The 20,920-nt window shown below is 52.8% G+C and carries 14 protein-coding genes; all 14 read left to right on the top strand.

All coding sequences use genetic code 11. The features are described from left to right. Window positions 1-2: 2 nt before the first annotated feature. The 14 genes from FH871_RS26165 (at window position 3) to FH871_RS26100 (ending at window position 20,858) form a co-directional block, all read left to right on the top strand. Entirely contained in the window at window positions 3-1,520 is a 1,518-nt protein-coding gene (locus tag FH871_RS26165) for a RagB/SusD family nutrient uptake outer membrane protein (RefSeq protein WP_138994375.1), read from the top strand. 154 nt (window positions 1,521-1,674) lie between these two features. After that, window positions 1,675-2,715: a S9 family peptidase gene (locus FH871_RS26160; RefSeq protein ID WP_138994374.1), complete on the top strand. Its 1,041-nt coding sequence runs from the start codon at window positions 1,675-1,677 to the stop codon at window positions 2,713-2,715. A gap of 148 nt (window positions 2,716-2,863) precedes the next feature. Then, entirely contained in the window at window positions 2,864-3,502 is a 639-nt protein-coding gene (locus FH871_RS26155; RefSeq protein WP_138994373.1) for a GntR family transcriptional regulator, read from the top strand. Window positions 3,503-4,044: 542 nt separating this feature from the next. Beyond that, window positions 4,045-7,221, top strand: a complete 3,177-nt coding sequence (locus tag FH871_RS26150) for a TonB-dependent receptor (RefSeq protein WP_138994372.1) — start codon at window positions 4,045-4,047, stop codon at window positions 7,219-7,221. Window positions 7,222-7,248: 27 nt separating this feature from the next. Further along, on the top strand, window positions 7,249-9,027 hold the full coding sequence (locus tag FH871_RS26145; RefSeq protein ID WP_138994371.1) for a RagB/SusD family nutrient uptake outer membrane protein: 1,779 nt from the start codon (window positions 7,249-7,251) through the stop codon (window positions 9,025-9,027). A gap of 87 nt (window positions 9,028-9,114) precedes the next feature. Continuing rightward, a complete protein-coding gene (locus FH871_RS26140; RefSeq protein ID WP_171062954.1) occupies window positions 9,115-10,413 on the top strand; it encodes a Gfo/Idh/MocA family protein in 1,299 nt (432 codons plus the stop codon). A gap of 105 nt (window positions 10,414-10,518) precedes the next feature. Continuing rightward, window positions 10,519-11,745 carry a Gfo/Idh/MocA family protein gene (locus tag FH871_RS26135; protein WP_138994370.1) on the top strand — a complete coding sequence of 409 codons (1,227 nt, stop codon included), beginning with the start codon at window positions 10,519-10,521 and terminating at the stop codon, window positions 11,743-11,745. A 65-nt stretch (window positions 11,746-11,810) separates the two neighbouring features. Then, entirely contained in the window at window positions 11,811-13,163 is a 1,353-nt protein-coding gene (locus FH871_RS26130) for an aspartate aminotransferase family protein (RefSeq protein ID WP_138994369.1), read from the top strand. An 18-nt stretch (window positions 13,164-13,181) separates the two neighbouring features. After that, entirely contained in the window at window positions 13,182-14,360 is a 1,179-nt protein-coding gene (dgoD, locus tag FH871_RS26125; protein WP_114406751.1) for a galactonate dehydratase, read from the top strand. Between the two features lie 298 nt (window positions 14,361-14,658). Continuing rightward, on the top strand, window positions 14,659-15,426 hold the full coding sequence (locus tag FH871_RS26120; protein WP_138994368.1) for an SDR family NAD(P)-dependent oxidoreductase: 768 nt from the start codon (window positions 14,659-14,661) through the stop codon (window positions 15,424-15,426). Window positions 15,427-15,437: 11 nt separating this feature from the next. Continuing rightward, complete coding sequence (locus tag FH871_RS26115; RefSeq protein ID WP_138994367.1) at window positions 15,438-16,268, top strand: phytanoyl-CoA dioxygenase family protein; 831 nt, start codon at window positions 15,438-15,440, stop codon at window positions 16,266-16,268. A 78-nt stretch (window positions 16,269-16,346) separates the two neighbouring features. Then, the gene (locus tag FH871_RS26110; RefSeq protein ID WP_138994366.1) at window positions 16,347-17,720 is read left to right on the top strand and encodes a sugar porter family MFS transporter; all 1,374 of its coding nucleotides are present in this window, start codon (window positions 16,347-16,349) and stop codon (window positions 17,718-17,720) included. A gap of 191 nt (window positions 17,721-17,911) precedes the next feature. Further along, window positions 17,912-19,312, top strand: a complete 1,401-nt coding sequence (locus FH871_RS26105; protein WP_138994365.1) for a hypothetical protein — start codon at window positions 17,912-17,914, stop codon at window positions 19,310-19,312. Next, window positions 19,293-20,858, top strand: coding sequence for an SLC5 family protein (locus FH871_RS26100; protein ID WP_138994364.1), 1,566 nt, complete (start codon window positions 19,293-19,295; stop codon window positions 20,856-20,858). Before FH871_RS26105 ends, FH871_RS26100 begins: the two co-directional genes overlap by 20 nt. Window positions 20,859-20,920: the final 62 nt, after the last annotated feature.

Here is a 20,920-nt window from a genome sequence, read left to right as displayed (position 1 = left end):
CCATGAAAAAGCAACTCATGTATACCCTGGCGGCACTCGGTTTGACACTGACGTCCTGCGAGGACTTTCTAAAAGAAGAACTGACGGGGTCACTGACCACCTCGTCGTCGGTTTCCAGCCCCGAAATTGCCCGGGCTTTTGTCAACGGTGCGTATTCCACGATCGGTACCTGGAACAACGGGGGCGGAGGCTGGGGCGGCAACAACGCTTCCCTGCTGGAGTTTATGACGGGCAAAGCCGATGGTAATTCCCAGACCGAAGCGTTCAAATTCTACAACCTGGAATACGACGCCCGGGCGTTTTACATCGACAACTGGTGGTCGGGTTTGTATGCCGGTATTGCCCGCGCCAACCTGGCCATTCAGAAAATCGGCGAATTTACGACCCTGCCTGCGGCCACCAAAACCAACATGATTGCGGAAGCCAAAACCATGCGGGCGTTGTATTATTTTCAGCTGGTGCGCATGTTTGGCGATATTCCTAAAATAACCTCACAAATTACGGAATTGAGTCAGGTGCAGACGAACCGTTCGCCGGTTAAAGAGATTTACGACGAAATCATCATTCCGGACCTGCTGGAAGCCGAAAAGTCGACCTTGCCCTGGCGCGATACGGAAGGCAAAATATCGATGGGGGCTGTCAAAGCCATTCTGGCCGATGTCTATCTGACGTACGCCGGTTATCCGGTCAGAGCGGGCACGCAGGCTTATGCCGAGTCGGCCAAACGGTCCAAAGAAATCCTCGACAATGGCACCTATACCTTGTTTACGGAATATACGGACATGATCAATCCGGCCAACCGCAACCAGAAGGAGTTCATTTTGCAGGTGCAGCACGAAAAAGACATCCGCCACAACGGCATGACGCCCGTAACCCTGCCGGCGTTCCGGGGCATTGCGGCCTATGCCGATGAATACGGTGGGCTGATTCCACGGAAAGAGTTTGTCGAAAGCTACGAAAAGGGGGATAAACGGACGGAAGAAAAGCAGTTCTATTACACGTTCTACAAAGGTCATCCGTCGGATTATCCGCTGGGCGACCCGCGTCGCGACAAACTCGAACTGGGCGGTTATTATGTATACAAGTACTTTGATAAACAGGCCGTTGATAGCGACGCCAAGGCCAACATCAACTACACAATTTACCGGCTGGCCGATGTCATGCTGATGTATGCCGAGGCTGCCAACCGGGCGGAAGGCAGTCCCAACGCCCAGGCGCGGAAGGCGCTCAACGATGTTCGAGCGCGGGCCAAACTGGCTCCGGTGACGGCAACGGGCGTCGATGCGTTCGAGCAGGCGGTCTGGGCGGAGCGGTATTACGAACTGGCGTTCGAGAGCAAAATCTGGTTCGATATGATCCGGACGCGGAAAGTGCGCAACGATGTGACCAAAGCCTGGGACAATTTTGTGGGTCATACGACGGTGTACGGCAAAACCTTCACTGCCAACCAACTGCTGCTGCCGATTCCGAAGCGCGAGATCGACAACAACCGCAATCTGGTGCAAAACGCCGGTTTTTGATTTTTCCTGACTACTTCCTCACCCTGGCCCCGTTGGTGTAATCCGGCGGGGCTTTTTACTGGCGGTCTCCCGACTCCTTATTTAACAAACCTTAACTTGGAGAAGGCCAGCCGGTTCTTATACCTTTACCAGCGTACTGAAAACCACTTCGACAGTGAAATTTCTCCTCGCTATTCTGTTCGTTAGCACCCTGACAAATCCCGTTTTTTCACAATCTTCGCAACGCGCTCTGGGCGACTACACGGTTTTCACCATTCCCTTTCAGAGCGATTCCATTACGTTTGCCGTGGTCGCTAAAAAGGGAGAACTGAACAACCGGAAGCCCATTTTTCTGTTTCGGCAGGGGTCGTTACCCATTCCCCTGTTTACGATCAATCCGAAGACCAGCCGACCGGCTTTGACGGAACTGCCCAGGACCTGCTACGACCACGAAGCGGAGTATTACAGCATCATGATCGCCAAACCCGGTATTCCACTGGTTGTTAATGATTCGTATCTGGATACCCTCTTCAGCAGCCCGTCGGCTCCCAAAACCGGAATGTATCCGGCGGCCTATCAAACCCGTAACTACCTTGACTATTACGTCGATCAGACGAACGCCGTGCTGCGGTTTGTCTTGAGCCAGCCCTGGGCCGATCCAAAACGGGTCGTTATTGCCGGTGGTTCGGAAGGCTATCATGTGGCCATCAAAACCGCTTATACCAACCCGCAGGTGACGCATCTGATTGGTTTTTCGGGCAATCTGGACGGTCGTTTTCAATCCATTTTGCTCACCGAGCGAATGAAAGGCTATACGGGGGAATACACGCAGGAAGAAGCACAGCGCCGGGTCGAAGACTTGCAAAAAGACTGGGCGGCCCTGTGCCGGGATTCCCTGAACACCAACGCAGCGGAAGGCGATCCCAACCGGACGATGTACTCGTTTTCCCACGGCCACAATCCGGATTTTTTACTGGCGCTGACCATCCCGGTCTGCATTCTCTATGGCACCGCCGACGTGGGGGCAACTTCCAATGATGTGTTGCCGCTGGCGTTTTCCCGGCGGGGTAAGACCAACCTGACGCTCCGGGCCTATCCGAACCACGACCATACGTTCCACAAATTAACTTTCGATGCCAGCGGCAAGGTGGTTGACAAAGTTTACAACGGCGCTGCCGTCGAAAAAGACTATTTTGACTGGTTAAGTCAGCATTGAGTCTCTGGATAGAGCCCTGAGGTCGCTTCATTTGCTCTTTCAGGCCTTTCTTTTATCTTTTTTGCGGCACTCAAATTATTAATTAACTTTACAGTAAATGGATTTTTGTTTACTTTAGAGTACTGATCTCGTTTACATTGAAAATCGAATGAAAGAAGATTCACTGGCCAATAAAGCGTATACCGAACTAAGAAGAAAAATTCTGTCTAACCAACTTGTATCCGGAATGCGGCTCAAAGAAGATGTCTGGGCCAGCAAACTGGAAGTAAATCGCATGGCCATTCGGGAAGCACTCACCCGGCTTCTGGGCGAGCAGTTGGTAGTTCTGGGCGAAAAAGGCGGTTTTTTTGTGAAATCGCTCATTGCTGCCGATATCCAGCAGATTCGGGAGTTGCGGGAAATCCTGGAGTTGGGCGCAATCCGGTTGGCCATTCAGAAAATAGACCAGCAACACATCGACGAACTGGAACGAATTTGCGAGGATTTTACGTCCATGATTCAGCGTGGTTATTTCGGCGGAGCCTGCGAAGCCGACGTGAAATTCCACGAAACGTTAATTGATAGTGCCGATAACGAAAAACTTAGAAATCTGTACCAATCCGGCAATATCCCCCTTTTTCATCAGAAGTTAGGACAAGCCCAGACCCACATGGATGACTATGAACTCACGGACATGGAACACCGGCAAATCCTGAAAGCCCTCAAAGAAAAAGACCTCAAACTCGCCGAAGAAACGCTCACCCGGCACCTCATCCGCGGTGAAGTCGCTACACTGGATCTCGATTGAGGTCTATTTTTTTATCTCCCGATTGCCCCTCCCTCTTCCGCTGCCTTGTTTTACCGATAGCCGCTCCCTTTAGCAATTCTGCCCTTTCTGTAGTCCATATTCCACACGCCTGCCAATGAACGCTCCGCTTCGAAAAACCGGCGTATAGGTCCGGCAGTTCTACACAATTCGTACAAACTGAAAAAAAAGAATAGAATATTTTTTTGTTAACAAATTGACCATATATTTGTAAGCATAATTAGAGTATTTAATACCTCGGCTCGTTTCCTGACTGAGTTCTAATAAACCGAATGCACATTTCTTTTATGTTCTGCCCCAATTGAATGAAGGTGAACTACCAGAGCATAAGAGCCCGTTAAAGCCATCGACTTTACACCAAGCCTGGATCGTCTGATTCGGGATTTGTTTACGATTCTCTTTTTGAAGTAATCCTGTATCCATAATTCAGTTCCTGAGAAAGGGCCTGAGCTAGTGAGTTCCCCGCGTACGATTGCTAAGTAGTGAGTCAAGACCCCTTAATCAACCTCAAAACGTATTGGTGTATGAAAAGAAGAAAGTTTTACCAGATAGGGCCTTGCTTTGTCCTGCTGCTTGCCTTTTTCCTCGGTACATACGGGCCGTTGTCCGCACAGGACGCCCGGGAAATCCAGGGAACAGTCGTGGACAATAATGGTCAGGCGACCTTACCCGGCGTTAACGTCGTGATCAAAGGAACCAGCCGGGGAACGGCCACGGGTGCCAACGGGCAGTTTACCATCAGTGCCAAGCCGAGCGACGTCCTGATTTTTTCGTTTATCGGTTACGTGACCAAAGAGGTTACAGTGAATTCGCAAACTACTATTAATGTCAGTTTGACGTCTGATTTGCAGTTGCTTAACGAGGTGGTCGTGACCGGATATTCGAGCCAGCGGAAGAAAGATATCACGGGTTCGGTGGCGGTGGTCGATATGAAAGCCGTAAAATCCTTTCCGGCGGGTTCGGCGGTTCAGGCGCTGCAGGGGCAGGCTGCCGGGGTCAATGTCATCACGTCGGGGGTTCCGGGTGCGAGCAGCAACATCTTCGTTCGGGGCGTTACGTCCTTCGGCAATACGCAGCCGCTGGTGCTGGTCGACGGGATTCAGGCCGACCTGAACAACATCAGTGCCGATGATGTGGAGTCGATTCAGGTATTGAAAGATGCCGGTGCAGCCGCTATTTATGGCGTTCGGGGTTCCAACGGGGTGTTGATCGTGACCACGAAAAAGGGCAAATCCGGCAAGCCCACCATTACGTATGATGCCTACTATGGCATGCAGATGCCCTTGCCCGGCAACCCATTCGACCTGCTGAACTCCGAAGATTTTATGAAAGTGGTGAAAATTGCCACACCCAATAACATTCTTTTTGCTAACGGAATGCCGGATTATTTGTATGCAGGACCGGGCGTTGCCGGTGTGGCCAAAGCCGGGGACCCGGCGGTCGATCCCTCCAAATACAGTTATGATCCGATCAATACCGCCAATAACTATTTGATTCAGCAAGTCAATAAAACCGGTACCAACTGGTTTCAGGAACTCTTCAAACCGGCACCCATGACGAGTCATAACCTGACCGCCAGCGGGGGGACCGATAAGTCCAATTATCTGCTTTCACTGGGCTATATCAACCAGCAGGGTACCCTGATCGAAACGTATATGAAACGCTATTCGGCGCGGGTCAATACGGCTTTTAAAGTGGGAAAAAATATCCGGATTGGGCAGAACGCAAACGTATTTTACAGAGACAGCCCCGGTTTTGGAAATCAGGCCGAATTTGGAACCCTTTCTGCGGTTTATAAAATGATGCCAATCGTCCCGGTGTATGATATAAAAGGAAATTACGGAGGTACGTTTGCCGGGCCGGGACTGGGAAGTAATCAGAATCCGGTAGCCATGCAGAAACGGAATATTAACAACCGTTCCAGTTCCTGGAATATTGTCGGGAATGCCTATGCGGAAGTTGATTTTCTGAAAAATTTTACGGCACGTACGAGCTTTGGTGCGACAATCGATAACAACTACGGTCAGAGTTTTAATTTCACGCAATACGAGAACAAGCAGGGAAACAGCAGTCCGAACAGCTATTCGGAAAACGCCAGCTTTAACAGCACGCTGACGTGGACCAACACGCTCAAATACGAGACCCAGCTTGGCAAACATTCGATTCAGGCCCTGATCGGTTCGGAAGCCATTAAAAGCTCTGGTCGGGGGGTTGGCGGGAGTTCGCAGCGGTTTTTCTCCACGAATTATGACTACCTGGTTCTGGGGAACGGAACCACCGGGGTTACCAACTTCAGCAATGCCTATATCAACAGCCTGTTTTCGGTTTTCGGGCGGGTCGATTACGCCTACAACGACAAGTATTTGATCGGTGCCACCATTCGCCGGGACGGTTCTTCCCGCTTCGGTAGCGAAAAACGGTATGGCGTTTTCCCATCCGTTTCGCTGGGCTGGCGGGTATCCAACGAAGCCTTCATGAAAGACATAAGCTGGCTGAGTGACCTGAAAATCAGGGGAAGTTATGGTATTCTGGGTTCCCAGAACAACGTGGCGCCTGAAAATGCCTTCAGCTTATACGGTGGCGGTTATGGCACGGCCTACTACGATATTGCCGGAACCAGCAATACCGTTCAACAGGGATTTATCCAAACCCGGATTGGCAATCCGAATGCGGGCTGGGAGGAAAACATCGTCTCCAACCTGGGTTTTGACGCCAGTCTGTTCAACAACAAACTGGACGTTTCGGTCGAATATTACAAGAAATCCATCAACGGATTGCTGTTCACGCAGCCGCTGCCGGCCACGGTTGGCGGTGCAACAGCGCCCGTGGTCAATATTGGCGATATCCAAAACAAAGGGGTCGATGCGGCATTGACCTACCGCGGTACGATTGCCAATGCGCTACAGTTTTCGGTTGGGGCCAACATCACGTCCTATAAAAACCTGGTGGTCGATATTCCGAATCCGGGCTACTTCGAGGTGTCGAGTTTGCAGGGCATGGGCAATCTGGTTCGGAATCAGGAGGGTCAGGCCGTTAGTTCATTCTTTGGCTATGAGGTTCTGGGCCTGTTCAATTCGGCGAGCGAAGTGTCGGAGTCGCCCGCGCAAAGTGGTGCCGCTCCCGGCCGTTTTAAATACCGGGATGTCAACGGCGATGGCGTGATTACACCCGCCGACCGGACTTTCCTGGGAAGTCCGAATCCGGATTTTACGTACGGAATTAACCTCGGGTTAAATTACAAAGGATTTGATCTGTCTACCATTTTTTACGGGTCGCAGGGGAATGAAATCGTCAATACCATTCGGTCTTATACCCACTTTTATGCCGGTTATGTCGGAAATAAAAGCAACGTTTTGCTGAATGCGTGGACACCGACCAATACGAACACAACCGTTCCGATTATTGAAACCGGTACATCGTTAAGCACATCCGGCGCGCTGAATTCCTACTTTGTGGAGGACGGGTCTTACCTGCGGATGCGGTCGTTAATCCTCGGATATACACTGAAACCAACGCTTTTACAAAAAGCGGGTATCGGTAAATTGAGGATCTATGCGCAGGCGGCCAACCTGTTTACGATTACCAAATACACCGGGCTGGATCCGGAGTTAGGCGGTAGCAGCTCGGCTTTTGGGGTCGACTTTGGGAATTACCCGAACAACCAGCGGAATTTTCTTTTCGGCGTCAATCTATCCTTTTAAAACACCTCCTGTTAAAAAATAGAAATCATGAAAAGAAGTTATCTAAAACCGATTTTAACAGGCTGTCTGGTATCGCTTTTGTCGTTGTCAGCTTGTACGGAAGAGTATCTTGAAAAACAACCCATCGGTTCGATCAGCGAAAGTACCCTGGCGAATAAGTCCGGCATTAAAGGTGTTCTGATCGGGGCCTACTCACTGCTCGACGGCGTAGGCGCTACGGGCGGAAGTTTCTGGAGCAGTCCGACGGTTTTGTCGAGTATGGCGTCCGACGATGCGCACGTGGGAACGGAGCCGAACGGTTTGCTGGCTTCCTACGAAGCTTATACCCACGACCCGACCAGTTCGTCGACCAACGAACGCTGGCAGTTTTTGTATGCGGCCGTTCAGCGGGCCAACGATGTCCTGCGTTTACTACCCAAGGTTAGTGAACTAACGGCCGACGAAGCGGCCCAGACCAAAGCCGAAGCCATCTTCCTGCGGGGCGTATATCATTTTGAAGCGGCCAAGCTGTGGCGTAATGTACCGTTTGTGGATGAGTCGATTGGCTATGACGCCGGGAATTACAATGTCTCGAATACTGAGCCTATCTGGCCCAAAATTGAAGCGGATTTTAAATACGCGGCTGACAACCTGACACCGACCAAATCCGACGTCGGTCGGGCCAACAAATGGGCCGCCAAAGCTTTTCTGGCAAAGGTGTATATGTTCCAGCAAAAATTCACGGAAGCCAAACCGTTGCTGGCTGAAATCATCGCCAGTGGCGTAACGTCCAACGGCAAGAAGTATGCATTGGCCGAACAGTATTTCGACAATTTCAGAACCGATAAAAAGCACGGACCCGAAGCGGTTTTTACCGTTCAGATGTCGGTTTATGACGGAGCCAACGGTTCCAATGGCAATGCCGCCGATATGTATAACGGGCCGTTTGGTGGTCCGCCGTCGTGTTGCTACGGCTGGTTGCAGCCTTCGTTCGACCTGGTGAATGCCTACCAAACCGATGCCAACGGGTTGCCGCTGATCGATTCGTACAATAAAAATCTGGTTACCAACGATCAGGGGCTGCAATCGTCGGCACCGTTTACGCCTTATGCCGGAACGCTGGACGCCCGGCTGGACTGGGTGGTGGGTCGCCGGGGCATACCCTACCTGGATTGGGGCATTCACCCGGGTATGGCCTGGATTCGGCAGCAGAATACCGGTGGGCCGTATAGCGTCATCAAGAACATTGCCTGGCAGGCCCGCATCGCCACCGATCGCGAAAATGCAAATACCAACAACCCCTACAGCCTGATTCGTTTTGCGGATGTGTTGCTCTGGGCGGCTGAGGTCGAAGTGGAAATCGGGAGTCCGGCGCAGGCGGAAGCCTACGTCAACCAGATTCGGGCGCGGGCGGCCAATCCGGCGGGTTTTGTCAAGAAATACATCGACAATGCGGCTCCGTTAAAAGGATTTACCAACGAACCGGCAGCGAACTACAAGGTGGGACTCTATACCGGCCAGTTTGTTCAGAAAGGCAAGGCGTTTGCCCGGGAAGCCGTCCGGTTTGAACGGAAACTCGAACTGGCTCTGGAACACCACCGGTTTTTCGATCTGCAACGCTACGACAACGGCACCGGGTATATGGCGACGCTTTTGAACAACTACCTGAAGTACGAAGCGGCCGTTCCGAAGTACTTTAACCAGGATTACATGAAAGGTGCTTTTTTCACGAAAGGAAAGAACGAACTTTATCCCATCCCGCAGGCTCAGATTGATTTGAGCACGAAAGATGGCAAGCCGACACTCAAACAAAATCCAGGGTATTGACGGGTGTATGGTTTTTAATTGCCAACGTACAGCCATAAACGTTAAACCATAGACCCTAAACTGTAACTCATTCTGACTATTTCCGCTATGACTAACTCCAACAGCAACCCGCAGGCTTCGTCCGGAGAATCGGATGGGACGCCACTGAACCCGAAGGAAACCAGTCCTTTCAACCGCCGTTCGTTTCTGCAATCGCTTGGGCTGGGTGTTACGGCCCTGGGCGTTTTGCCCGGCTGTTCGACCGGAAAGCAACCCGCTCAGGCTGCTGCCGGAAAACCGACCATTCAGGGCTTTGAACGGACGCAGGAAACCGCCAGCGCGGCCAAAAAGTGGGTGCCGGTTTCGGATCGTAAAATCCGGGTTGGTATCATCGGCTACGGCCTCTGCAAGTTCGGGGCGGAGTTTGGTTTCCAGAACCATCCCAACGTCGAGATTGTTGCCGTCAGCGATCTGTATCCGGACCGTTGCGCCCAACTGGCGAAGGCGTGTAAGTGCTCGAAAACGTATCCGTCGCTCGAAGAACTGGTAAAAGATGACAGCATCGAAGCGGTTTTCATTGCCACCGACGCGCCGAGCCACGCCCAACACGCGATTCTGGCGCTTCAGCACGGCAAACACGTGGCCACGGCGGTTCCGGCGGTTTTTGGTTCGCTGGAAGATGCCGACCGGCTGTATGAAGCGGTGAAAGCCAGCGGCAAAAAATACATGATGTTCGAAACGTCCTGTTTCCACGAGGATCTATACGCCATGCGCCAGATTTACAACGCGGGCGGTTTGGGGAAACTCGTTTATTCGGAAGGCGAATATTATCACTACATGGATGATCCGCTGCCATCCTACAAAGAATGGCGCGTCGGTTTGCCTCCGCAATACTATCCGACCCACTCCAACGCGTATTATGTGGGCGTCACCAACGGCAGTTTTACCGAAGTTTCCTGCCTCGGCATGCCGAGTATTTCCAAGCAAATGCAACCCGGCAGCAACCGGTACAACAACCCGTTTGGCTCCGAAATCGCGATGTTCCGCACCAGTGAAGGCGGTTCGTCGCGGATGGCGGTGAGCTGGGATACGCCCGGTGACCACGGCGAACGGGGCCGCGTTCGCGGACAGAAAGGATCGTTTTACGGCAAATACGAAGGGCTGGAGAAAAACCTGCCCGATCTGATTCGGCCCGCTTTGCCCCCCGGCGTTGAATCGGGTGGTCACGGTGGCTCGCACGGACGACTGACGGACGAATTTCTGACGGCTATTTTGCAGGATCGTCACCCACTTGTCAACATCGTCATGGCGCTGAACCTGACGGTTTCGGGCATCGTCGCTCACCAGTCGGCCCTGAAAAACGGCGAGACGCTGAAAATTCCGCAGTACAAGCTTTGGAACGTTTGAGGTGCCAAAGTTCATACGATAAAATTTGACTAACCCTAAACCGGAAAGCCCCGACTTTGACACGTCGGAGTCGGGGCAAAATCTTACTCGTTTAATCTCCACGGTATGAATAGCAAAGTAACAAAGCCTTCCCTCAATCGTCGCGACTTTCTGAGCCTGGCCGGTGTATCGGCAGCCGCACTGTCGGTGTCTTCCCGGTTTGCGTTTGCGGGGAATTTGGCGGCTGATCGGAAAGTCCGGATTGGCATTGTCGGCGGTCGGTTTGGCCTCGGTTTTTATTTCCACGAACATCCAAATTGCACCGTCGAAGCCGTCAGCGACCTGCGTTCCGACCGCCGGGACGCCCTGATGAAAACGTACAAGTGTACGAAAAGCTACGAATCGCTCGACAAGCTGTTGCAGGACCCTAAAGTCGAAGCGGTTTTTCTGGCTACCCCCGCACCCGATCACGCCAATCACGTGCTGGCGTCACTGAAAGCCGGGAAACACGTTCTCTGCGCCGTTCCGGCGGCTTTGAACCTGGAAGATTGCGCCAAATTGCGGGATGCCGTCAAGAAATCCGGGCTGACTTACATGATGGCCGAAACCAGCGCCTTCATGCAAAGCACGATTTCGGTTCGGAAAATGTTCAAAGCCGGGGAGTTTGGAACGCTCTTCAGCGCGGCAGCCGAATACAATCACCCCGGGTTGGAGGTTTTGTATTTTGAAAACGGAAAACCAACCTGGCGCCACGGTTTGCCGCCCATGTTGTATCCGACGCACTGTACCTCGTTTTTGATTTCGGTCACTGGCGAGCGCCTGACGCACGTCAGCGGCATGGGCTGGGGCGACAACAGCCCGGTTCTGAAAGGAAATCCCTACAAAAACCCGTTCTGGAACGAAACCGCCTTTTTCAAAACCAATAAGAATACACCGTTTCGGGTGGAAGTCAACTGGCGCGGGGCATTGCGGAATGTGGAGCGGGGCGAATGGCGGGGTGAGAAAATGAGCTTTTTCATGCCCCAGGCCGAACCCGGCGAATCGATTATCGTTCGGTCGGATGCCAAAGAGGGTCTGGATCACGGCGGGTTTCAGGTGGCCAAAAACACCACCGAGACGTTTAAACAGCCGAAGTGGTGGGAAACCGATATGCTACCGGCCCCCATGCGGCACGACAGCGGCCACGGTGGTTCGCACACGTTCATTACCCACGAGTTCATCGACGCCATCGTCAACAACCGTCCGCCGTTGGTCAACATTCACGAAGCGCTGGCCTATACCGCGCCCGGCATCGTCGCCCACCAATCGGCATTGAAAGATGGCGAATATTTGAAAATCCCGAGTTTTGATTAAAGGGGTATTCGGTTTTCAGTAAACCGAAAACATAAAAACATCAACTGTATCAACCTGAATTGACAATGAACAAGTGGCCGAAATCGCAGGAAATTCTCAAAACCAATGAGCAGTGGATACCCGGTGGGGTCGTATCGCTCAACCGGAAATCGGACCCCAATATCTGCTTTACGAAAGGGTCGGGTAGCCGGGTGTGGGATATTGAAGGAAATGAATACATTGATTATCAGGCTGGTTTTGCGGCTACGTTCCTCGGCCACAACGATCCGGACATCAATGAAGCCGTTCGGCAGGCGCTGGGCGAACAGACGGTTTTGATGGGCGCGGGCCCGACCGATCTGGAAGGCCAGTTTGCCGAGTTGTTCTGCAACAGCGTGCCTTCCGTCGAAAGTCTGCAAATCACGTCGACCGGCTCCGAAGCTACCTACCACGCCATGCGCATCGCCCGCGCCGTTACGGGCCGCGATCACGTCATCGTGATTCAGGGCGGCTACAACGGCTGGCACAACGACGTGGCCTGCAACGTCATCAGCAGCCTCGCCGACGTCGGGCCGCGCGTCAGCCCCGGCGAGTATCCGTTCGACGCACTTTCGGCGGGGATTCCGGAGGTTCATAAATCACTGGTCCACATCATTAACTACAACGACCTCGACTCCGTCCGTTACGTGTTGAAGCGGCATCCGGTCGCCTGTCTGATTATTGAACCCATTTTGCAGAATGTGGGCATTGTAAAACCGCAACCCGGTTATCTGGAAGGACTGCGGCAACTGGCCAACGAGGCCGGTTTTCTGCTCATTTTTGACGAAGTAAAAACCGGTTTTCGCCACGCCATTGGCGGTTACCAGAGCCTTTGTGGCATCCAACCGGATTTAAGTACGTTCGGAAAAGCCGTCGCCAATGGCTATCCGCTGGGCGTCATCGGTGGAAAAAAAGAATATCTGGATTATTTTATTCATCCCGACAAAGCCAAGCGGGTGCTGATTGCAGGCACGTACAACGCCTTTCCGCTGACTACCGTAGCCGCCATTGCCACCCTCAAAAAACTGCTTTCGCCGGTGCATAACGTCTACGACCACGTCAACGCACTTGGTCAGATGCTGGAAGATGGGCTGAAAACCATCTTTTCATCGACGGGCCGACCTTTCCATCTGGCGCGGCAGGGCTCGGCATACTGTCTGTATTTCATGGATCACGCGCCCGTCGATTTTCACGATATTGCCGAACACCATGATTTCGTGCTGGATAAAACCTACCGCGTGAAACTGATCGAGAAAGGTGTTTTCAACTTTCCCTTGCCAATCAAACAAGGCAGCATTTCGTTTGCCCACACGGTTCAGGATATTGAGGAAACCCTGGAAAGAACCGAAGATGTGGTCAACCACCTGTTTAAAAAAACGCTGTCCACCCAAATCGCCTGATTAACAGTACCGAATAAAATGAAGATTACGGCCATTGAAACACAGGTTTGCCATGCCCGGATGCGGAATTGGATTTTTGTGAAAGTGATTACCGATCAACCCGGTTTGTGGGGCTGGGGCGAAGCGACGCTCGAATGGCATACGCGTTCGGTGGTGGGAGCGATTGAAGACCTGTCGCAACTGCTGATCGGCGAAGATCCCCGGCGCATCGAACACCTCTGGCAGATGATGTACCGACAGCATTTTTGGCACGGCAACGGCATTGTGCGTGGCACGGCCATCAGTGGCATCGACATTGCGCTCTGGGATATTCTCGGCAAAATTCACGGGGTTCCGTGTCATGAGCTGTGGGGTGGTCGCGTTCGGGACTACATCCGGCTGTATTGCCACCTGGGGGGCGGGAAAATGGAAGATTTCTACCAGACCAAACCCGACGACGCCAACCGGTTTGGCGAGCTGGCGCAACAGGCCGTAGCCGACGGTTTTACGGCGTTCAAGTCGATGGCGGTTCCCGAAACCATGTCGCTGGAAGGCTTGAAACCCGTTCATTACGCCGAAGCCTGCGTCAAAGCCATGCGCGAAGCCGTCGGCAGCGAAATCGATATCATGGTCGATTGCCACGCCCGCCCGTCCCCGCGCATGGGGATGCAGTTTGCCAAAGCCCTGGAACCGTACGGATTATACTTTTTCGAAGAACCGTGCTGGCCGGAAACGATGGATGACATTGCGCTGATTCAGCGCGCCGTCAAAACGCCGATTGCCAGTGGTGAACGGCTGATTGGTGTTCATGCGTTCCGCGAAATGCTCGAAAAACGGGCTGTTAGTGTCATTCAGCCCGATATTACACACTGCGGAGGACTGAGCGAAGTACGCCGGATTGCGGCCCTGGCTGAAGCCTATCGGGTTTCCGTAGCCCCGCACAATCCGCAGGGACCGGTCAGCACCGCAGCCTCCATCGAATTCGGCTTTTCCACACCATCCTACATCATTTGCGAAAGTGTCCACAACGACGTTCCCTGGCGGGTCGATGTGGTCAGCGAAGGGTTCACCGTTCAGGAAAAAGGCCGGATTGTCTTTCCGAATCAGCGTCCGGGGCTCGGCATCGAAATCGACGAAGACGAAGTGAAAAAACATCCGTTCCAGCAGGAAGTGTTGCAGCGGACTTTTTACAAGGACGGCAGCGTGGGCGATTGGTAAAAACTGACCGCCCTGAAATTGCCGAAGGCAGTCTTGAGGATAGGCTAATCCTGGATGCTTTTGTTCACCCCGGAGGGGTAGCCTGTTAATAGCTGCATGGAGTTAAGCCATCAGATTTAAGCCCCGGCAGGGGCGCCCTAAAGGGGTTCTTGTATGTAGGGCGCCCCTGCCGGGGCTTAGACAGGGCTTTGTAAACGATTTTTCTATTAACAGGCTACCCCTCCGGGGTGAACAAAAGCATCCAGGGTTAGCCGAATGAAAGCATGACGTTACATGAAAGAATAAAACCGTAGGTAGCGTGGACAAAGTATTTACAAATAAAACCGTCCTGATCAGTGGCGGACTGGGGGACATTGGCCGGGCGACCGCGCTGGAGTTTGCCCGGAACGGGGCCGCCATTGCCATCGGCGACATCGCTCCAACGACGAAGGCGGAAGCATTTCTGGCTGAATTGAAGTCCTATGACGTAGCCAGCCACTACACACAGGTCGATGTGACGGACGCCGGTGCCGTGCAGGACTGGGTGCTGGCGGTCGAAAATACGCTCGGGGTGGCGGATCTCATCATTGCCAATGCCGCCACGGTTACACCGGCGGGTATTCACGAGATTACGCCGGGGCAGTGGGCCAACGAACTGAATGTCAATTTGAACGGAGCTTTTTACCTAACCCAATGTGCCACCGCCCGGTTGCTGACCCACCAGCTTCCGGGGCGGGTGGTGTTCGTAGGTAGTTGGGCCGCCCACGCGGTGCATCCGCATATTCCGGCTTACTGTGTTTCCAAGGCTGGTCTCCGGATGCTTTGTCAGTGTCTGGCGCTGGAACTGGCCCCGCACCAGATTCTGGTGAACGAAATCGCGCCCGGTTATGTCAATGCCGGTTTGAGCGCGCGGTTTTGGGAAGAAGACCCGGCGTCGAGCGAGGTGGCCCGAAATCAGGTTCCGGTAAAAAAACTGATCAGTGCTGAAGCGGTTGCCAGACAAATCGTTCAGCTTTGCCACCCGGATAATGAGCACATGACGGGCAGCACATTGCTGATGGATGGCGGACTTTCCTTATTGACTTAAACCCTACCACTATGGCCTTTAGTCTAACCAATAAGCAGGTTGAATCGTATCATGAAAATGGCTATTTGATCATTCCCGGTTTTGTAAACGCCGGCGAAGTGGCGAAACTCTATCGGGTTGCCATAGAAGATGAAGCGATCCGAAAAAACAGTTTTGATCTGGACGATAAAGCCGGTAAAAAAACGAAACTGGCCTTGTGGTTTACGCCCGGAAATGATGTCTATGGCTTGCTGACCCGCAGCGAACGCATGGTCGATTCCGTGCATAAACTGCTCGACGGAAAGGCACCGGTTTGTCACTTTCATTCCAAACTGATGCAGAAAGAACCGAAGGTCGGTGGGGCCTGGGAATGGCACCAGGATTACGGCTACTGGTACAAGAACGGTTATTTGTTTCCGGATCAGATGATTTCGGTGATGATGGCCGTGACGGAAGCGACGAAGGAAAACGGCTGCTTGCAGGTCATTAAAAAGTCGCATAAAATGGGCCGGGTCGAGCACGGTTTTTCCGGCGAACAGGTCGGGGCTTCCATGCAATATGTGGAGTTCGCCTTGCAAACGATGGAGCTGGTGTATGTCGAATTAAAACCGGGCGATTTGCTCTTTTTCCACAGCAATATTTTACACCGGTCGGAAGCGAATTTATCCGATACTGCCCGCTGGTCGCTCATTTCGGCCTATAACCGGCAGACCAATCCGCCCTATATCACAGAAACACCTTCCAGCATTACGCCTTTGCAAACGGTGCCGGATGATGCTTTACTTCTCCACAATGACGCGTCCGGTATTCTCGAAAATACGACGCAGTTTTTGAGTGTGGAGAATGCCAAAGTAAAAAAATAAACTCAATAGTTGGTCAGGTCCAGTTTGGAGAAAAACGGCGAAAACCATAGACGATAAACCCTAAACCAGACACTGAAAATGGCTTTGGTACTCACGGCAACCGACGCATTTTCTTCCGGCAATTTTGCGTATAACAAAGCCTATATCTACCGAATCAATGCGATAGCGGCTTTGGGTGGAATTCTGTTCGGGTTCGATACGGCCATCATTTCGGGGACGATTCATTTTTTCAGTCAGCATTTTCAACTGAACGACCTGCAAACCGGCTGGGCGGTGGGTTGCATCAGCGTTGGGGCCGCCATCGGAGCCTTATTCTCCGGGCGATTGAGCGATCTGGTGGGGCGGAAAAAGATGCTGTTAGTCAGTGCTTTCCTGTTTGCCATCACCGGTGTTGGCACCGGCTGGGCAACCACTTTTCCGGTTTTTGTCGCATTCCGAATGGCAAGCGGGATCGCCATCGGCTGTGCCGCTCTGGTCTGCCCGATTTACATTGCCGAGATGGCCCCGGCTCCCTGGCGCGGGCGGCTGGTTTCATTCTATCAACTGGCCGTTACGATCGGCGTTTTGCTGGCTTATCTTTCCAATTATCTGCTGCTTTACACGGGTGATGATAACTGGCGCTGGATGTTTTCGTCACAGTCCATTCCTGCCTTATTGTTCTTTCTCGGGTTGTTTTTCGTGTCCGAAAGTCCGCGCTGGTTGATCCGTAAAAACCGGGAAAATGAAGCCCGGACGGTGCTGACCCAGATTGGCGGCAGTGCGTATGCTGAAGCCGAAAGCAAAACCATCCGCACCAGTTTCTCTGCAATTATGAAGGAAGATCTCCGCTTTTTATTCCGGAAAGACGTTTTTCTTATTGTTCTGATCGGAATCGTTGTTGCGTTCTTTTCCCAAATTGGTGGTCCGCTTGTTGCCTACGCACCCGAAGTTTTTAAGCAAGTCGGGATCGCCGAAGATTCGGCTTTTTTGCAATCGGTTTTGTTGGGCATCATTCTCTGCGTATTCACCTTTGTCGCCATTGCGACCATCGATAAAGTGGGTCGCAAAAAACTGCTGTTGATTGGATCTGCTTTTTTGTCCGCCGATATTCTGGCCCTGGCTTTCGCCTTTTATTTTCAGCTTCCCGGCTTTTGGGCTTTGCTTTTTATTCTGCTGTTCATTGCCGGTTATGCCGCCACCATTGGTCCGGTTACGTGGGTGATTCTTTCCGAAATCTTTCCCAACCGCATCCGGGGCAGCGCGATGTCGCTGGCAACCCTGTCGTTGTGGATGGCCAACTTTGTCGTGATCGGTTCGTTTCCGGTCATGAAATCACAGTTTGGAATGCCGCTTACCTTTGGAATTTACGCGTTTTTGCTCCTGATATATTTCGTATTCATACTCCTGACGGTTCCCGAAACGAAAGGGAAATCGTTGGAAGATATCGAACGGTTATTAATCCGTAAAACCTGATTAAAGTACGAATAATCAAAGGATTGCCCACGGTTTCAACCCTGGGATTACGCGAAACGAAAAAGAAATGTGGCAACCGTTTTAACGGTTTCAGGATTTTAAAACGGTTGCCGGTAATTCGCAAATTACGTTTCTAGCCCCACGGCTGAAACCGTGGGCTGGTAATTATAAAACCATTAACTACCTGAAGAATGGAATCTCAAAAATACCCGGCCTTTAAACAACCCTCGTTCGCCGGTTTGATCGGTGTTTCCCAGACGGACATAACCCCGCCGGTGGGGATTTATGCCCGAAACTGGGGAGCCGCTACCCACGAAGCCGCCGAGGGCATTCACCGGCCGCTGATGCTGACCTGCGTGACGTTTCAAACCGCCCGCGAAGCCGAACCGCTCGTGTTAATTGGGGCGGATTTGGGCTGGTGGCGCAGTTCCGACGACGAGCGGTTTTTGCGGAACGGGATTCTGGAAGCCGTATCGCTCGATCCGGCGCGGCTGATGTTCTGCCTGTCACACACCCATGCCGGCCCCAGCCTCAGCCGCGACGACGCGTCGAAAGAGGGCGGTCACCTCGTAGAGCCGTACCTCCGGTTTATTCAGCAAAGTGCGATTCAGGCCATTCAAACGGCGTTGTCAAATGCAGAGTCGGCCACGCTGACCTGGAGTTATGGGAAATGCAATCTAGCCAGCAACCGGGATTTGCCAGACGCCGATCAAAGCCGGTTTATCTGCGGTTGGAACCCCGACAAAAGTGCCGACGACACGCTGCTTGTCGGGCAAATCGCCAACGATAACAATCAAACGCTGGGAACGCTCGTCAATTATGCCTGCCATCCGACGACGCTGGCCTGGGAAAACCGCCTGATTTCACCCGACTACATTGGTGCCCTGCGCGAAGTGGTGGAGAAGACCACCGACGCACCGATGTTGTTTCTGCTGGGCGCTTGCGGAGAGTTGGCACCGCGCGAGCAATACGTGGGCGACGTCGGCATTGCGGATGCCTACGGACGGCAGTTGGGGTATGCGGTTTTGTCTACATTGGAAGCGATTTTGCCCCCCAAAAAACAACTTTCGTTTGCAGGCATCGTCGAGTCGGGCGCGCCCCTGGCGGTCTGGAAAAAAGAGCCGTATGAGCCTTCTTCGGCTCTTTCGGTTGAGATGATCGAGGTGGAACTGCCGTTAAAACCGCTGCCGTCGCTGGCGGAAATTGAAACGCAATGGGCCGAATGCGAGGACAATGTGCTGAAGGAACGCATCTGGCGAAGACGCGGCATCCGGAAAACCGTCGGCGATGGCACTACGACCCACATGCCTCTCTGGGTCTGGCGGCTGGGCGATTCCGTGCTGGTGGGGCAGCCCAACGAAGCCTATTCCGAATTCCAGCAGCAACTGCGGGCAGAACAGGCCCCGAATGCCGTCGCCGTGATGAATATCGTGAACGGTTCAACGGGCTATCTGCCCCCCGAAAATCTATACGCCGAAGATATTTATCCCGTCTGGCAATCGCCTTTCGAAAAAGGTTCGCTGGAACTGCTGACCGAAAAAGCCATCCGTATTACCCGTTCATTACTCCAACATGAATCTATCGACGCTTGACCTGATTATTTTTGGCGTTTACATCCTGGGCGTTATTTCATTGGGCATTTATGCCTCCCGCAAAGGCAAACAAACCAAGCGCGATTATTTTCTGGCGGGCGACAAACTGCCCTGGTGGATGATTGGCGGCAGCATCATTGCGTCCAACATCAGCAGTCACCATTTGGTCGGTGCGATGGGCGTGGCCTACAGCCGGGGATTTGTTGCGATTGCGATGGAGTGGGGGGCTATTCTGATCGGATTTAACGCCTTGCTCTGGATTTTTCTCCCGTTTTACATCCGCAACGGGTTTTATACGATCCCCGAATTTTTGCAAAAGCGATTCGGCGCGGCCGCCCGAACCACTTACGCAACGCTGATTCTATTGACGTATGTTTTCGTGGAAATTGCGGCCGTTCTGTATCTGGGGGCCCTTTCCCTGCATTCGCTGCTGGGGTTTCCGGTTATTGCCAGCGTGCTGATTCTGGCTATTTTCACCGGTATCTACACCATCGCGGGCGGTTTAAGGGCGGTGATCTGGACTGAAATGCTGCAATTGATCGTCCTCGTGCTGGGCGGAGTGGCGCTGACGGTTGCCACGGTCAATGCGGCTGGCGGTGTGTCGGCCGTCATGGAAACGTCCAAAGACTGGGACCTCATTCTGCCCGCCAACGACCCGGATTTTCCGTGGACGATGTACCTCGGCGGTACCTTGTGTATCAGTATCTTCTATTGTGCCACGAACCAGTTTATTGTGCAGCGGGTGCTGGCGGCCAAAAACGAGTGGCACGCGCGGATGGGCGTCGTCTTTGGTGATTACCTGAAATTTCTCATCCCGATCATCATTACGGTTCCGGCACTGGTGGCGCCCAAACTATTTCCAAACCTTGAAAAACCGGATCTGCTTTTTCCCACGCTGGTCGAGAACCTGCTTCCGGCGGGGCTGGTAGGGTTGGTGATGGCGGGTCTGATTTCGGCGGTGATGTCGCACCTTTCCGGGGCCATCAACTCCTGCACCACAATTCTGACGGTGGATGTGTACCTGACCTATTTCCGAAAAGACGCGTCGGATGCCCAGGCGGTGCGGTTTGGCCGAATTGCCGGGGCAACGATCATCGTGCTGGGCATTCTCTGCACGGGCTTGTTCATGACCCAATCCGACAAACCGGTTTTTCTGTATCTGATGAATGCCTACGGTTTGTTCACGCCGGGCATTGCGGTGATGTTTCTGCTCGGTATTCTCTGGAAACGCACCACCCACGCTGGCGCCTTAACCGCTGGTATTCTGACCATTCCGCTTTCCATTGCCCTCGAAATGATCTTTCCGACCATGCCGTTTTTCAACCGCACCGGCATCGTTTTCTGGACCTGCATGTTGCTCTGCGTGCTCGTCAGTCTGGTCACCAAACCCAAGCCTGAGGCCGAATTGGTGGGTCTGATCTGGAACAAGGAAAGTCTCTCGCTTTTGCCCGCCGAACGCGACCAGCAACGCGGTTTGCGAAATCCTTTTATCTGGTGGGCGATAGTTACCGCGATGGTTCTGTACTTTTACATCCGGTATGCTTAAAATACGTTTACAGTATTGAGTATTCGGTTTACCGTTTATGGTGGCTGACGCGTGCTTTTTAG

It is taken from the genome of Larkinella sp. C7 (assembly GCF_006149005.1).
In the GTDB taxonomy this organism is placed as follows: Bacteria; Bacteroidota; Bacteroidia; order Cytophagales; family Spirosomataceae; genus Larkinella.
The sequence above is the reverse complement of the archived record's forward strand: the minus strand, read 5'-3'. Positions and strand labels throughout refer to the sequence as shown.